This window comes from Actinoplanes lobatus (assembly GCF_014205215.1).
Classification (GTDB): domain Bacteria; phylum Actinomycetota; class Actinomycetes; order Mycobacteriales; family Micromonosporaceae; genus Actinoplanes; species Actinoplanes lobatus.
The window spans coordinates 7,774,065-7,788,459 of record NZ_JACHNC010000001.1; the positions used below are offsets into that span (position 1 = coordinate 7,774,065).

12 protein-coding genes and 1 riboswitch are annotated in these 14,395 nt (G+C 71.3%); of the genes, 4 read left to right on the top strand and 8 right to left on the bottom strand.

Annotated elements, in window-relative coordinates:
• Nucleotides 1–33: 33 nt before the first annotated feature.
• The 3 genes from BJ964_RS35700 to BJ964_RS35710 form a co-directional block, all read right to left on the bottom strand.
• On the bottom strand, nt 34–537 hold the full coding sequence (locus BJ964_RS35700) for a histidine phosphatase family protein (RefSeq protein WP_188124760.1): 504 nt from the start codon (nt 535–537) through the stop codon (nt 34–36).
• Nucleotides 534–1,547, bottom strand: coding sequence for a hypothetical protein (locus BJ964_RS35705; protein WP_188124761.1), 1,014 nt, complete (start codon nt 1,545–1,547; stop codon nt 534–536). The genes BJ964_RS35700 and BJ964_RS35705 overlap by 4 nt, the downstream gene beginning before the upstream one ends.
• Nucleotides 1,548–1,694: 147 nt before the next feature.
• Nucleotides 1,695–5,018: a DUF4132 domain-containing protein gene (locus BJ964_RS35710; RefSeq protein WP_229807250.1), complete on the bottom strand. Its 3,324-nt coding sequence runs from the start codon at nt 5,016–5,018 to the stop codon at nt 1,695–1,697.
• A 99-nt stretch (nt 5,019–5,117) separates the two neighbouring features.
• On the opposite strand from BJ964_RS35710, the gene BJ964_RS35715 reads away from it, so the two are divergent.
• The gene (locus BJ964_RS35715) at nt 5,118–6,122 is read left to right on the top strand and encodes a hypothetical protein (RefSeq protein WP_188124762.1); all 1,005 of its coding nucleotides are present in this window, start codon (nt 5,118–5,120) and stop codon (nt 6,120–6,122) included.
• A 68-nt stretch (nt 6,123–6,190) separates the two neighbouring features.
• Here BJ964_RS35715 and BJ964_RS35720 read toward each other — a convergent pair whose 3' ends face one another.
• From BJ964_RS35720 to BJ964_RS35735, 4 genes are all read right to left on the bottom strand, one after another.
• Nucleotides 6,191–6,838, bottom strand: coding sequence for a class I SAM-dependent methyltransferase (locus BJ964_RS35720; protein ID WP_188124763.1), 648 nt, complete (start codon nt 6,836–6,838; stop codon nt 6,191–6,193).
• Complete coding sequence (locus BJ964_RS35725) at nt 6,835–7,323, bottom strand: peptide deformylase (protein WP_188124764.1); 489 nt, start codon at nt 7,321–7,323, stop codon at nt 6,835–6,837. Before BJ964_RS35725 ends, BJ964_RS35720 begins: the two co-directional genes overlap by 4 nt.
• Nucleotides 7,324–7,344: 21 nt before the next feature.
• Nucleotides 7,345–7,905, bottom strand: a complete 561-nt coding sequence (locus BJ964_RS35730) for a SigE family RNA polymerase sigma factor (RefSeq protein WP_229807249.1) — start codon at nt 7,903–7,905, stop codon at nt 7,345–7,347.
• Nucleotides 7,906–8,044: 139 nt separating this feature from the next.
• On the bottom strand, nt 8,045–9,244 hold the full coding sequence (locus BJ964_RS35735) for a chorismate-binding protein (RefSeq protein WP_188127366.1): 1,200 nt from the start codon (nt 9,242–9,244) through the stop codon (nt 8,045–8,047).
• A 119-nt stretch (nt 9,245–9,363) separates the two neighbouring features.
• Here BJ964_RS35735 and BJ964_RS35740 point away from each other — a divergent pair, with 119 nt between their 5' ends.
• Entirely contained in the window at nt 9,364–9,564 is a 201-nt protein-coding gene (locus BJ964_RS35740; RefSeq protein ID WP_183227848.1) for a DUF5999 family protein, read from the top strand.
• 95 nt (nt 9,565–9,659) lie between these two features.
• On the opposite strand, the gene gcvP is transcribed toward BJ964_RS35740, so the two are convergent.
• The gene (gene gcvP / locus BJ964_RS35745) at nt 9,660–12,500 is read right to left on the bottom strand and encodes an aminomethyl-transferring glycine dehydrogenase (RefSeq protein WP_188124765.1); all 2,841 of its coding nucleotides are present in this window, start codon (nt 12,498–12,500) and stop codon (nt 9,660–9,662) included.
• A gap of 77 nt (nt 12,501–12,577) precedes the next feature.
• A riboswitch (glycine riboswitch) is annotated at nt 12,578–12,661 on the bottom strand.
• A gap of 49 nt (nt 12,662–12,710) precedes the next feature.
• Here gcvP and mgrA point away from each other — a divergent pair.
• Together mgrA and BJ964_RS35755 are read left to right on the top strand one after the other, a co-directional pair.
• Nucleotides 12,711–13,706, top strand: a complete 996-nt coding sequence (gene mgrA / locus BJ964_RS35750) for an L-glyceraldehyde 3-phosphate reductase (RefSeq protein WP_188124766.1) — start codon at nt 12,711–12,713, stop codon at nt 13,704–13,706.
• A gap of 17 nt (nt 13,707–13,723) precedes the next feature.
• Nucleotides 13,724–14,395, top strand: a complete 672-nt coding sequence (locus tag BJ964_RS35755) for a nucleotidyltransferase domain-containing protein (protein ID WP_188124767.1) — start codon at nt 13,724–13,726, stop codon at nt 14,393–14,395.

Here is a 14,395-nt window from a genome sequence, read left to right on the forward strand (position 1 = left end):
CGGCTGCCAGATCCGACATGCTCGACGCCCGGCCTACGGCGCCTCGATCAGGTCGGGGAACCGCAGCGCCTCCCAGAATTGCTCGGCGGGCCACCCGACGGCATGCCGGCTGGCCAGCCACAGCGTGCCGGCGAGCCCGTGCGTCCCGATGACCAGAGTGCCCCCGGCCGCGGCGTGCCTGTCCACAGCGGCGGCGAAGCGGCCCACTACCTGGTCCCGCGGCTCCCATCCCTCGTGGTCGGCCCCGTTCAGGTAGGCGCGGGCGGCCGCCCGGTAAACGTCACCACCGGTCCACGCCGGCGGGCGGCGCACCTCGGCGAATCCGGAATCGACAGCCACCCTCGTATCTCCCGCGATCTGAGCGAGTGTCTCCATCGCCTTGGGCTCCGGGCTGGAAACGAACCGCGCCCCCGGCTGGATCAGCAGCGCCAGTTCACGGGCGGCCGCCCGGCCCGCCGCGCTCAACCGCCACAGCTCCGCCGGAACGCCCGGGTCGATCTCCGGCATCGCGTGCCGGACGAGCAGAATCCGGCTCACCGGCTCGGCATCCGATCCGGGGCGGTGAGCGGGCGGTCGGAGGCGAAAGCCCGCAAGATGCGGCCGAGGATCAGGCCGATCGGGATCGCCACCAGGATGAGTACGACGTCCTCGTCGGCGGCGTCGGCCGGCGGGTTGGCGGCGAGCGCGGTGAACGGCGCTCCGGTCCGCAGCACGATGGTCGCCAGTGTGAGCGGCAGCCACAACACCGGCAGCACGAGCGCGGCGATCACCGCCACCGGCGTGTGGTCGTTCCGGCGGAGAGCGATCGCGACGACGATCACCACGAGCAGCACCGTGAAGGCATAGGCCCCGATCACACGCCCCGCCGAGGGCTGCGGGGAGACGTATCGAAGCAACCACGGCGCCGCCGTGAGGAGAACACCGACCGCGACCCGGGTCAGGCTCACGACGGGGGCAGCGCGCACGGCGGCGGCGACCGCGACCGATGCCAGCAGGGACCCGACCGCAGCGCTGCCCAGGTGGAGGGCCACCTCGGTGTCGGTCGGCGACTCGGTGATCGTCACCAACCCGGACGCGACCGCCGCGACGGTCGCCGTGGTGAGCAGCGTCCCCGGGCGGGACACACGGGAGAACGCGCGTACGGCGGCGGAGCCGGCGAGGATCGCCACCACCGCACCGATCGCGAGCCGCATCGTGCCGGAGTCCTGATCGATCCGGTCGAGGCCGAGGTCGGCGCCCAGCCACAGCAGTCCCCCGGCCGATACGGCGCGGGTCGCCCTGCGGTCGCCGCGGGCGTACACGATCGCCATCAGGATCAGGGCGATCAGCGCGCCCCAGCGCAGTTCGCGGGCCCAGTAGGTGTTGTTCTCACCGTAGGCGGCCGGGCCCTCCGGCTCGCTCAACGGCTGCAGGATGGTCACACCGACCGCCCACATCGCAGCCGAAACGGCCGCGAGCGACAGCAGCACGACCTGTTTCGCCACGGTCCGCCACCCGACAGGTCCGGTGGCGGCATCAGCGACGGTGAGACGATCCCGGAGTCCCATGGCGGCACACGCTACCGAAGTTCAAGATCGGCAACGACCCACGACCGCCATGGGCGCCGGCTGTCAGGCGTGGTGACGACCCACGACCGCCATGGGCGCCGGCTGTCAGGCGTGGTGACGACCCACGACCGCCATGGGCGCCGGCTGTCAGGTGGTGACGTCGGTCAGGTCGCGCAGCACCTCCGAGGCAAGGACCGGGTCCAGGCCGGCCAGTGGCAGTGTCTGCTCGCCGGTGAGGTTCCATCGACTGGCGCTGCCGTCGTGCAGGTAGACCGCGACCAGTTTCTGTTCGGCGTCGTAGCCGACCTGGCCGACGATGCCCGGGTCGAGGTCGACGGACAGGATCTGCCCCGGCCCGGCCGTCAGGTCGAAGCCGCGCTGGATTCCGGCGTTCGCCGCCTCCTGCCGGATCCAGCCACGCCGGTCCAACATGATCACCTTGGTGGTCGGCACGGTCACGCCTTCGAACCGCTCCAGCCGCCCGGTGGCCGCCTCCTGCTCGGTGAGCGTGTACACCGGCCGCCCGAGCTGGGGGAACGGCTGCATGATCTCGTAGTCGGCGAACACCTCCGCCCATCGGGACGTGCCCACGCCCAACTGGACCGGATGAGCGATGCCGACCACGTCGTCGTCGCCCAGGTCGACGGGTTCGTCGTCGACGTCGGCGAGGCTGCGGTCCTCGGCGATCCGCAGTGCACCGACCACGGCGCCGTCGCCGGCGAAGCGGGCCCAGACGAGCCGCCGGCCGATGTGCCACATCAGCGGGTGCTCGGCGAACAGCCGACGGAACTCCGCACCGGTCCAGCGCCGCCCGGTGACCATGGCCTGTTCCAGCCGCTTGACCTGCTCGGTGGAGATCTTGCGGACGTCCCGTTTCAGGGCGGAGAACCGCCGGTAGGCCGCCTCGGCGAGCTCCTCGTCGTCCCGTGCCCCCGGTTTGGGCAGCGCCTTGAGCCGCTTGCCGTCCGCGTCGGCCACGAGCGGCCGCAACTGCTCGTCGAACCCGACCACGAACTGCCGCGGACCGTAGTCCAGCCGAAGCCGGCCGTCGGCGTCCAGCCCGAAGTCGGGGACCAGCCGGTCGGCCAGCTGCTCGGCGCTGAGCCCGAGCGCCTCGGCGACCTCGGCGATCCGGGCGGTCGCGGCTTCGCGCAACGGTCTGGACTTGGCCTTCTGGGAGATCCGGTGCACCTGCATGAGCGCCTCGTCGGTGCCGATGCCGACGAGGACGGACAGCCCGGAGACCGCGGCGGCGCTGCGGCCCTCGGTGGGCCAGACCATGATCAGTGGGGTGAGCCGCCGGGCGGTCTCGTCGTCGCCGGTCAGGGCGACCGCGTCGTACACCCAGCCGTCCTTGGCGACGCCTCCGGCGGCCTGCCACAGCTCGAACAGCGCCCACCCGAACTCGGCCAGATCGTTCGGTTCGACGGCCTCGCGGACCGGTTCGAGACCCGCGTACGGGTCGTCGGACCGGGAGATCATCAGGATGAGAAGGAGGTTGGCGACAGCCTCGACGGGTAGCGCCCCGGACCCGTCACGCAGCCGAACCGGCGGCAGCACGCCGGGCGCCGCCCACTCCGGCGGTGCCGGCATCCGGCCGGGAAGAGCCATCAGCGGGTCGGCGACGAACAGTGCCTCCACCCCGGCGGCGGCCTCCTGGCCGTAGCCGGCGGCGGCCGCCCGGATCTGCTCGGTGTGACCGTGGTCGTGCAGCAGGAGAAGGGCGCGCTCGGCCTGCCGGCGGGCCGTGCCGGCCCGGCCCAGAGCCGCCGGGATCAGCGCACGGGCGGCCGCCGCGGGATGCCGCGCCAGCCACCGCTGGGCGAGGCTGCGCACCGACTTGAGCCGCGCCGACCAGTCGGCCATCAGTGTCGCCACCTCAAGCGACGTGAACGGCATGAGCAACGGGCCGTAGTCGGCGGGTGTCGCCCGGGCCAGGGTCAGCACCGTCGGGAGCGCGTCGGTGCCGAGTCGTGCCGCGGTGGCCCTGAGCCACCGGGGCGTGCTGTAGTCGGTGCGCGGCCGCCATCGGGGGAGTGTCTGGCGAGCGATCTCCTCAGGGCCGCGGGTGAACAGGTTGCTGGGAGCGTCGTCCCACCGGCCGACACCGTTGATCACCGACTCCGCCACGGCGAGCCAGTCGGTAGCGGGTTCCTCGTGGTAGTACACGTAGGTATCCGCCCACTCCTGCCGCTCGCCCGGAAGCCAGCTCAGCGCGGGCGCGTCGGCGCAGGTCAGCCCGGCGACCACCGGCGGCTTCACGGCCTTCTTACGGTTCCGCCAGGGCGGGTCGGCCAGCACCGGCGGCACCGCGGACAGTGGAGCGGCCGCCACCTTGCCCCAGGCCTCCACGATGGCCCGCACCCGCCCGGCGGCCACCGGGCCGAGCAGCGGCATCACCTGATCGGCGAGGTCGGGATACCGGCCCACGTGCGAGCGCAGCAACTCGTCGTCCTCCTCGGCGAGGATCCGCAAGGCCCGGACGGGGAACCGCTCGGCCGCCTCCAGCAGAGCCGCCCGGACAGGTCGTGAACCGGAACGGGCCAGCAGGCCGCGCATGACGTCATCGCCCGGCAACGCCGCCAGCACGGAGAGAACACGCTGTTCGGCGCCACGGCCGGCGTAGCGCGGGAATCCCCGGTCGACCCAGTAGAACAGGGTCGGTGCGACGGCCACACCGACGCCGTCGACAAGGGCGAGCACGAGTTCCCTGTCCACGTCCAGGTCCGGGAGACCGAACTGGCTGGCAAGCTGGGCCGCCTGCTCCGGTGTCCGCGCCGCGTAGAGCAGCATCCCGCAGCGAGGGCGGTCGTCGGCGTTCAGCGCGTCGGTCACGTCCTCCTCCACCCAGTCCGGCCGCGGGACCAGCACCGAGCAGGCGGCCCGGGCGAACAGGAACCCGGAGCGGAAGGTCGCCAGCGCGGCGACGACCTGGTCGAACTCGGGCTGCGGCGCGCAGGCGAGCGCCGCTCGGACCCGCAACAGCACCGCCGGGCCGGGCGGCTCGTCGTCGAGAGGGGCGGTCTGCGGGCGGCGCCGGATCCCGGGATCGGCCGTGGGGGCATGCCGCCACGCGAGTGGCAGCCTGTCGTCGATGATCAGCAGCGATGCCATCTCGACCGCCGCGAGTGCCGCGAACCGGAGCCCGTGCTCGCTGATCCACACGTCGGCCAGCGCGGCCTCGTCGGCGGCGTCTCGCGCCGCGATCGCCGCGACGGCGGCGGCCCCGACCGGGACGGCCGCCCCGGCCAGCCACTCCGCTGCCGCCGCCCGGAAGGCCTCCGGTGTGGAGGGGGCGGCGAGGACCTGGCTCACCCGGTGCTGTCGCTCGGCGAGCATCCTGTCGACCCGGGTGCGCGCCTGCGGATCGGCCACGAACGGCCGCACCCGGGCGCCGCCGCGACGCGGATGCAGGTGCTCCAGCCAGGCGTCCGGCAGGATGAGACTGTCCTCTGTTCCCGTGTTCTCCACGCCGCGCAACCTACCGCCGGGGTACGACAGAATCGCCGGCGCGGCACAGGGAGTACTCCGGGCTGACACACACGCTCGGATGAGTCATGATCATCCGCCATGGGGTTCTGGGGAAGTTACGTCATCCATCGCGGCGAGGCCCTGGTGTGGGATCTGCTGCCCGAGGTGCCGGAGCTGCGCGACGGTGACCTGGAGTACGACCAGGTTTCCGGTGGATGGCAGGTCACCCGGATCTGGGCCTCGTCCGGCGACCTGCCGGACACGTTCCTCACCGACCTGCGTGACGCGACCGGGGCTCCGGTGCTGGCCGCCGACATCCTCGACAGTTCCGCCGCCTACGTGCACGCGGTCGGTGTGGGGACGCCGTTCTGGGACACGTGGCTGGACATCGACGCCGCGGTCGCCTACTCCGCGCTGCCGTCCTCGCCGTTCGACGAGGACGGAAACCATCTGGGTGACGACTGGGTGGATCCGAAGTACGAAGCCGAGGCGGCCGCCACCAGGCAGCGCATGCTCGCCGAGACGCTGAGCGGCGCCGCCGCCGCGGCCGCCGCGGTGGCTTGGGCGCGTGAGGCCGGCCTGAGCCCGGCACCGGTCGCTGCGGTGGAGGCGGTGCTGGCCACGACCGGGACATTCGTCGAGGACCAGTTCTTCACGGTGCTCAACCGGCTCGGCGTCGACACGTTCGCGGTACCGGCCCGGCCCACGGTCGCTGAGCTGCTGAGCGGGCTGATCGGCCACCGGCTGGAGGGCGTCGACGTCGTCGCGCACCAGCCGGTACGCGGCGAACACCTGAGCCATGCCGCAGCGCCTGACCTGCTCTGGCGCTTCGGTGACCACCCGCTCCTGATCTCGTGCGGGTGCCGCCACGAGGTGGAGTTACGGTCAGTGACCGTTTCGCCGGGTCAGGGGTCCGCGTACGATCCGGCGGAGGCGTTCGTGGGCGCCCGGCTGAGCGGTGCCGCCCCCCTGTTCGGGAAGTATGCGCAGGCGGAGGGTGCGGTGCTGCGGTTCGGCGAAGGCGACCTCGTCATCCGCTCCGCGGGCGGCGACTGGGCCGCGACGCTGGACGACGGCGTTCACCCTCGCCGCTGGTTGTCTTGACCGTTGCCGAGCGCATGTCGGCGCGGGTGAGCCGGCGTGATCTCGAAGTAGGGAGACAGGCAGACCTGTCAGCGGGTGAAGAGGGCCTGCCAGCGGGTCGGCAGGGTGGTTCCGGCGACATCCACCTGGGTGATCGAGATCGGCCTCAACCCGCCGGTCGCGAAACCGTCGACCTCGGCCCGGGTGAGCGGCCACGGCGGCCCGGACCCGTCACTGTCCACCCGGGTGGTGGCCGCCGCGAGCACGACCAGCAGCCCGCCGGGCGCCACGAACGTGCCGGCCACGGCGATCGCGCGGGCTCGGACAGCGGCCGGCAGGGCCTGTACGTTGTTGCTCTCCAGCACCAGGTCGAAGCCGTGCCGCCACTGGGTGGGCGGATCGAGCAGGTCCGCCACGACATAGTCGACCGGGCTCGACGGATGCCGGGCACGGGCCAGGTCGATGGCGGTGGCCGAGATGTCGAAAGCGGTCACCGCATACCCGAGCGCGGCCAGATACTCCGAGTCCCGGCCGGGACCGCAGCCGACGACCAGCGCCCGGCGGCCGTCCCCGGCGGGCAGGTCCAGCGCCCGCAGATGGGCGCTGGGTGCGGCGACGTCCCAGGGCACTTCGGCTCGCCCGTCGCGCGCTTGGGCGTACAGATGCTCGAACCAGCCGGTGGGATCACCCACCGCGAGGGAGGCCGCGGCCAGGCGCCGGACGTCGGCGGCGGTCATCGGGGAACGACGCGGCGCAGCTCGCGCAGGGCCTGGCGGCGCACGTCGCCGGTGAGGGTGTCGACGTAGAGGCGGCCGTCGAGGTGGTCGGTCTCGTGCTGGAGTGCCCGGGCCAGGAAGCCGGCGCCCTCGATGACGAGGGGTTCGCCGTGCTGGTCGAAGCCGTGGCAGACGACGGATTCGGAGCGGCGGGTGTCGAAGCCCATGCCGGGCAGCGACAGGCAGCCCTCCTCGTCGGTCTGCTCGCCGGCGAAGTCGCTGAGCACCGGGTTGACGACGTGGCCGACCCGGCCGCCGACGTTGTACGAGAACACCCGCAGGCCGACGCCGATCTGTGGGGCGGCGACGCCGGCGCGGCCGGGTTCGCGGACGGTGTCCTCGAGGTCCTGGACGAGTTCGCGCAGTGCCGCGTCGAAGGTGGTGACGTGGTCGGCGGGTGTGCGCAGGACCGGGTCGCCGAAGAGCCGAATAGGCCTGACTGTCATGCCCGCAAGGCTATCTGGTCGTTACGTGAATAGGACGGGCCGGTCGTTGACCAGCATCTGCCGGAGTTTGATCAGGGACCGCCGGGTCTGGCTCTTGACGACGGTGACGGGCACCCCGAGTTCCTGGGCGACCTGTTCCACACTGTGGTCGGCGAAGTAGCGCAGCATGACGATGGCCCGGTCGCGGGCGGGCAGGCGGGCGAGGGCGTCGAGCATGGTGAGCCGCAGTTCGGGGCTCATCGAGTAGGCGGGTTCGCGCAGTTCGCCGGGGACGGCCTCGGTGGAGCTGCGGCGGCGCCGGTGGTCGAGGTAGACGCGCAGGAGCACGCGCTGGGCGTACGCGATGAGGTTGTCGCTGTCGACGGCCCGGTCCCAGCTGAGGAACAGCTTGGTGAGGGTGGTCTGGGTGAGGTCCTGGGCCAGGTGCCAGTCCCGGCACAGCTGGAAGGCGCTGCTGTGCAGCCGGGCCGTGCTGGCGTGGGCGAATCCCGCGAAGTCCACCCGGAGGTGGATGCCGGAGACCGGTGGATCAAGGGTGTCGAGCATGACCGCGATGTCGCCTCTCTGCAGCCACCACGGCACTCTCGTGCCATTGTGGACCGCCTCGGTGCCGCGCGTGCGTCAAATTACGCGCTCAGCCCCCTGCTGTGGGGGCGGATGCCGACAGTGGCACGCAATAGGTAGAGGCGGCTCGGAGAGAGCTTGGAGGAGGCTGTGGGGGTCACACGCCGCGCAGGGCGGCCCGCAGGGGTCCGGCTTTGGCGGCGGCTTCGGCGACCTCGTCGGCCGGGTCGCTGTCGATGGTGATGCCGCCGCCGGCCCAGGCGTGGACGCGGCGGCCGTCGACGGCGACGGTGCGGATGCTCAGGCCGAGGTCGAGGTGGTCGTGGCCGAGCCAGCCGAGGGCGCCCATGCTGACGCCGCGGCCGACCGGTTCGAGGGCGGCGATCTGGGCGAGGGCGGCGAGTTTGGGGGCGCCGGTGACGCTGCCGCCGGGGCAGACGGCCCGCAGCAGGGCGGCCAGGTCGACGTCGCCGTCGAGCGGGGCGGAGACGACGGATTCGGCCTGCCAGAGACCCACCCATCGGCGTACGGCGAACAGCTCGTCCACCCGCACCGGCCCGGTCCCGGGCAGCCGGGCGAGGTCGTTGCGTTCCAGGTCGACGATCATCACGTGCTCGGCGCGTTCCTTGGTGGAGGCGAGCAGTTCGCGGCGGCCGGCGTCGGTGGCGGGGCGGGTGCCCTTGATCGGGCGGGTGATGACCCGGCCGTGGCGGACCTCGACGAGGGTTTCCGGGGAGGCGGTGGCCATGGCCCAGCCGTCGCCGGCCAGGACGCCGCCGTAGCGGGCGCCGGGCAGTCCGGCTACGCGGTGCAGCGCGGGCCCGGGGTCGCCGGTGTAGGGCGCCGACGCGTGCCCGACGACGTTGACCTGGTAGACGTCGCCGCGGGCGATGGCGGCCCGGACCTGGTCGACGGCGTGGGCGTGGTCGGCGCGGCTCCAGCTGTCCCGCCAGGGCCCGAGCGACCATCCCTTAGAAAGGGAAAAATCGCCCTGAAAGTCGGAATGTCGGTATACAACCGCGTAAACGTCGGGAATGCTGGGCACTGGCGAGGGGGCGCCGACCACTCCCCCAGCCATCACGCATCCGGCATCCGCCGACACGTACAGTGCTGCCCCGCAAGTTGCACCATCGCCGATCGTCTTGTTTTTGTCACCCGTTCGGCCAAGGTTCCGCACCGGTAGTCCGTTGCCGTCGAGGAATGCGGCCAGAAGCTCGGCAGGGTCACCGGGATCACCCCGATGCCATCGAAAAGCGCTCAACACGTCATGACGTGCACCGCAGTCCGCCGGGGCGCCCGGCGGCGCACCGAACGGAGGTAGCGGAGAGTGGTCAACGACGCCGCCGCCGTGGAACATCGGAATCGAGGAAGCGGACACCGGCGCCGTCACCGGGTTGAACCGCTGTCGTTCGATGTGAGGTAACGTTCGTCACCGCGATTGTGAACCTTCACACAACCCCCAACGGAGATCCACCGATGTGCCAGCACCTGAACCCATGCCCCCCCGCCGACGCTACCGACCGTGAGGCCGCACTCATCATCGCGACCTTCCGGGAGCAGGGCTGGAGCCTGCTCTGCAACGGCGTCATCATCTTCGAGGACACCGGCGAGCTGCTGCCGGACGGCACCATGATCGAGCCGCACCGCGGCCCGGCGGTGCACGCCCTGGCGGCGTGACCCGTCACCGAACACGCGACGCAGCGTAATCAATCGACGACTACGAAGGCGGCGCAGGCCGCGATCAAAGACGACCGCGACCTGCGCGACTGAGATCAGTCCTCGAACGCCTCGGGCGACGGGCACGAGCAGACCAGATTCCGGTCTCCGAAGGCCCCGTCGATCCGGCGCACCGGCGGCCAGTACTTCGCCGTCCGGTCCACGCCCGCCGGGAAACCGGCAACGGAGCGTGAATACGGGTGAATCCACTCATCCGCCGTCACCGCCGACGCCGTGTGCGGCGCGTTGGCCAGCGGATTGTCGTCCTTCGGCCACACCCCGGCCGCGACCTGGTCGATCTCACCCTTGATGGCGATCATCGCGGCGATGAAGCGATCCAGCTCCGCCAGATCCTCGCTCTCGGTCGGCTCGACCATGAGCGTGCCGGCCACCGGGAACGACATGGTCGGCGCGTGGAAGCCGTAGTCGATCAGCCGCTTGGCCACGTCGTCGACCGAGACACCGGTCGCCTTGGTGATCGGGCGCAGGTCGAGGATGCACTCGTGCGCGACCAGGCCGTGCTCACCCGCGTACAGCACCGGGTAGTGCTCGCGCAGCCGCGCCGCCACATAGTTGGCCGCCAGCACCGCCGACGCGGTCGCCGCCGCGAGACCGTCCGGGCCCATCATCCGGATGTACGCCCACGAGATCGGCAGGATCCCCGCCGAACCGTGCGCCGCCGCCGAGACGGCGTGGTGGTCGCCCTGCTCGAGCGGGTCGCCGGGCAGGAATTCCGCGAGGTGCGCGCCGACCGCGACCGGGCCCACGCCGGGACCGCCCCCGCCGTGCGGGATGCAGAACGTCTTGTGCAGGTTCAGGTGCGAGACGTCCGCCCCGAACTTCCCGGGCCGGGCGTAGCCGACCAGCGCGTTCAGGTTGGCGCCGTCCACGTACACCTGGCCGCCCGCCTCGTGCACCTTGGCGCACAGGTCGGCGATCGAGGTCTCGTAGACGCCGTGGGTGGACGGGTAGGTCACCATGATCGCCGAGAGCGCGTCCCGGTGCTTCTCGATCTTGGCGTCCAGGTCGGCCAGGTCGACGTTGCCGTCCGCGTCACACGCGACCACGACCACCCGCATGCCGGCCATCACGGCGCTGGCCGCGTTGGTGCCGTGCGCGCTCGACGGGATCAGGCACACGTCGCGGTGGGTCTCGCCGCGGGAACGGTGGTAGCCGCGGATGGCGAGCAGGCCGGCCAGCTCGCCCTGGGAGCCGGCGTTCGGCTGGACGCTGACCGCGTCGTAGCCGGTGATCTCGGCGAGCCACTTCTCCAGCTGGGCGACGAGATGCTCGTAGCCGGCAACCTGCGATTTCGGCGCGAACGGGTGGATGGCGGCGAATTCCGGCCAGGTGACCGCCTCCATCTCGGTGGTGGCGTTCAGCTTCATCGTGCACGAGCCCAGCGGGATCATGCCGCGGTCCAGCGCGTAGTCCCGGTCCGACAGTTTGCGCAGGTAGCGCAGCATGCTCGTCTCGGAGTGGTGGGTGTTGAACACCGGGTGCGCCAGGTAGTCGCCGGTGCGCTCCAGGTCGGCCGGGATCGGGCGGCCGACCGAAACAGGCTCGTCGCACACGTAGGCGCCCGCGACGGCCGTACCGAACGCGTCCCAGACCCGCTGCACCTCGGACGCGGTGGTGGTCTCGTCGCAGGAGACCGACACGTGGTCGGCGTCGACGAGGCGCAGGTCGATGCCGTACTTGGCGGCCGCGTCCAGGACGGCCTCGGCCTTGCCGGGGACGCGGGCGAGCACGGTGTCGAAGAAGTGGTCGTACACCACGGTCACGCCGTCGACGGTGCGCAGGCCGGCGGCCACGCGGGCGGCGTGCCCGTGAGTGCGGGCCGCGATGGCGCGCAGCCCGGCCGGGCCGTGGTAGACCGCGTACATGCTGGCCATGACGGCGAGCAGCACCTGCGCGGTGCAGATGTTGCTGGTCGCCTTCTCCCGGCGGATGTGCTGCTCACGGGTCTGCAGGGCGAGCCGGTAGGCCTGGTCGCCGTCGGCGTCCTTCGAGACGCCGACCAGACGCCCGGGAAGCGACCGCTCCAGGCCGTTGCGCACCGCCAGGTAGCCGGCGTGCGGGCCACCGAACCCCAGCGGTACGCCGAAGCGCTGCGTGGTGCCGGCCGCGATGTCGGCGCCGATGTCCCCGGGCGAGCGCAGCAGGGTCAGCGCCAGCAGGTCGGCGGCGACCGTGACCAGGGCGCCCGTGACGTGGGCGGCCTCGACCAGGGCGGCGTGGTCCCGGATCTTGCCGGAGGCGCCCGGGTATTGCAGGTGCAGCCCGAAGTAGTCGTCCGGCAGCTGCTCGCCGCCGTCGAGGTCCACGAGGTGGATGACGATGCCGAGCGGTTCGGCCCGGGTCCGCAGCACCGACAGCGTCTGCGGGAACGTGTCGGCGTCCACCGCGTACACGTTGCTCTTGTTCTTGGCGGCGCGGCGCGCGAGGGTCATCGCCTCGGCGACCGCCGTGGCCTCGTCGAGCATCGACGCGTTGGCCGTGACCATCCCGGTCAGGTCGGTGACCATGGTCTGGAAGTTGAGCAGCGCCTCCAGGCGGCCCTGGCTGATCTCCGGCTGGTACGGCGTGTAGGCCGTGTACCACGCCGGGTTCTCCAGCACGTTCCGCTTGATCACCGCCGGGGTGACCGTGCCGTAGTAGCCGAGCCCGATCATCGGGGTGGCCACCACGTTGCGCCCCGCGATGCCGCGCAGCTCGGCGATCGCCTGCTCCTCGGAGATGCCGGCCGGCAGATCGAGTGATCCGTCGAACCGGATGGAGGAGGGGATCGCGGCGTCCATGAGTTCCTCGACCGAGCCGTACCCCACCGTCTTGAGCATGTGGGACTGCTCGTCCGGGCCGGGGCCGATGTGCCGGGAAACGAACGGGGACGTCATGGGCGACTCCAGAACGTGAGAAGGTCGAGGATCAACCTCCCCCTCTGTCATACCCACACCGCGGCATTTCAGAGTCGCCTGCCCACGCGGTCCTTTTGCCTGAAAGTTTCCGGGGAGGAGTTGCCTCTTCGGCGCCCAAGGGTCTCTCCCGCGTGCTCCCCCAACCTACCAGCGCACGGGGGTGGGTCCGGGAGTCCTAGGGTGTGCGATGTGACGTACTTCCCTGCCGCCGACCGCTACCGCGAGATGATCTACCGTCGTGCTGGTCGCAGTGGCCTCAAGCTTCCCGCCATCAGCCTCGGCCTCTGGCACAACTTCGGTGACTCCCGCCCCATCGACCGTCAGCGCGCCATCGTCCGCCGCGCCTTCGACCTCGGGGTCACCCACTTCGACCTGGCCAACAACTACGGGCCGCCGCCGGGCAGCGCGGAGACCAAGTTCGGCGCCATCCTCAACACCGACCTCAAGCACCACCGCGACGAGCTGGTCATCTCGTCGAAGGCCGGCTACACGATGTGGGACGGCCCGTACGGCGACTGGGGCTCCCGCAAGTACCTGGTCTCGTCGCTGGACCAGTCGCTGAAGCGGATGGGCCTCGACTACGTCGACGTCTTCTACCACCACCGGCCCGACCCGGAGACCCCGCTCGAGGAGACGATGACCGCCCTGGACGCCATCGTGCGCTCCGGGAAAGCGCTCTACGTCGGCATCTCCAACTACCGGTCCGAGCAGGCCGCCCTGGCCGCCGACCTGCTCCGTGAGCTGGGCACGCCGCTGCTGATCCACCAGCCGTCCTACTCGATCCTGAACCGGTGGATCGAGCACGACCGGCTGCTCGACACCCTCGAGGCGGCCGGGGCGGGGTGCATCGCGTTCAGCCCGCTCCAGCAGGGTCTGCTCACCGACCGTTACCTGACCGGCATCCCGGAGGACTCGCGGATCCGCACCAGCGTGTTCCTCAACGAGAGCGCCCTGGACAAGAACACCCTGGCGCGGCTGCACACGCTCGACGACATCGCGAAGCGGCGCGGGCAGTCGCTGGCCCAGATGGCGCTGGCGTGGGCGCTGCGCGACGAGCGGATGACCAGCCTGATCATCGGCGCGTCCAGCGTCGAGCAGCTGGAGAACAACATCGCCGCCCTGGGCAGGATCGGCTTCGACCAGAGCGAGCTGGACGAAATCGACGCGACGGTGCTGGACCTGTAGACGTACGCTCCGGGCTCATGATCGAGTTCGTGCAACGGCACACGGCCCTCGCGGTCGTGGTCGGCTCCCGTGCCTATGGACTTCACCGGCCGGATTCCGACCACGACCGGCGGGGTGTGTTCGTGGCGCCGACCCGCGCCTTCTGGTCCCTGGACAAGCCGCCCACCCATCTGGACGGGCCGGCCGAGGAGCAGTTCTCGTGGGAGATCGAGCGGTTCTGCACGCTCGCGGCGCAGGGTAACCCGACGGTGCTCGAAGTGCTGTGGTCGCCGCTCGTCACGGACCGAACCGTCGACGGCGACGCCTTGCTCGCGGAGCGAAAGGCGTTCCTCTCCACCAGGGTGGCCGACACCTACGGCGCCTATGCGCGCGACCAGCTCGCCAAGGTGGCGTCCCGGCACGCCCGAACGGGGGAGATCAACTTCAAGCAGGCGATGCATATGATCCGCCTGCTTCTCGCCGGGGCGCACGTGCTGCGTACCGGGGAGGTCCTGGTCGACGTCACCCACCTGCGCGGCGAACTGCTCGCCGTGCGTAACGGCGACGTGCCGTGGCCGGACGTGGCCGCCTGGGCCGAGCACTTGCAGGCCGACCTCAGCGTTGCGGCGGCCGGCACCGCGCTGCCGGAGAAGCCGGACCGCGACCGCATCGATTCAGTGCTCGTGGGCGTACGCGAAAGGAATCTGTAG

Bases quoted from the DNA above. Each gene is read 5' to 3' on its own strand.
- BJ964_RS35705 (WP_188124761.1), bottom strand. From the start codon at position 1,547: ATGGGACTCCGGGATCGTCTCACCGTCGCTGATGCCGCCACCGGACCT.
- BJ964_RS35715 (WP_188124762.1), top strand. From the start codon at position 5,118: ATGGGGTTCTGGGGAAGTTACGTCATCCATCGCGGCGAGGCCCTGGTG.
- BJ964_RS35720 (WP_188124763.1), bottom strand. From the start codon at position 6,838: ATGACCGCCGCCGACGTCCGGCGCCTGGCCGCGGCCTCCCTCGCGGTG.
- BJ964_RS35725 (WP_188124764.1), bottom strand. From the start codon at position 7,323: ATGACAGTCAGGCCTATTCGGCTCTTCGGCGACCCGGTCCTGCGCACA.
- BJ964_RS35735 (WP_188127366.1), bottom strand. From the start codon at position 9,244: ATGTTCCACGGCGGCGGCGTCGTTGACCACTCTCCGCTACCTCCGTTC.
- BJ964_RS35740 (WP_183227848.1), top strand. From the start codon at position 9,364: ATGTGCCAGCACCTGAACCCATGCCCCCCCGCCGACGCTACCGACCGT.
- gcvP (WP_188124765.1), bottom strand. From the start codon at position 12,500: ATGACGTCCCCGTTCGTTTCCCGGCACATCGGCCCCGGCCCGGACGAG.
- BJ964_RS35755 (WP_188124767.1), top strand. From the start codon at position 13,724: ATGATCGAGTTCGTGCAACGGCACACGGCCCTCGCGGTCGTGGTCGGC.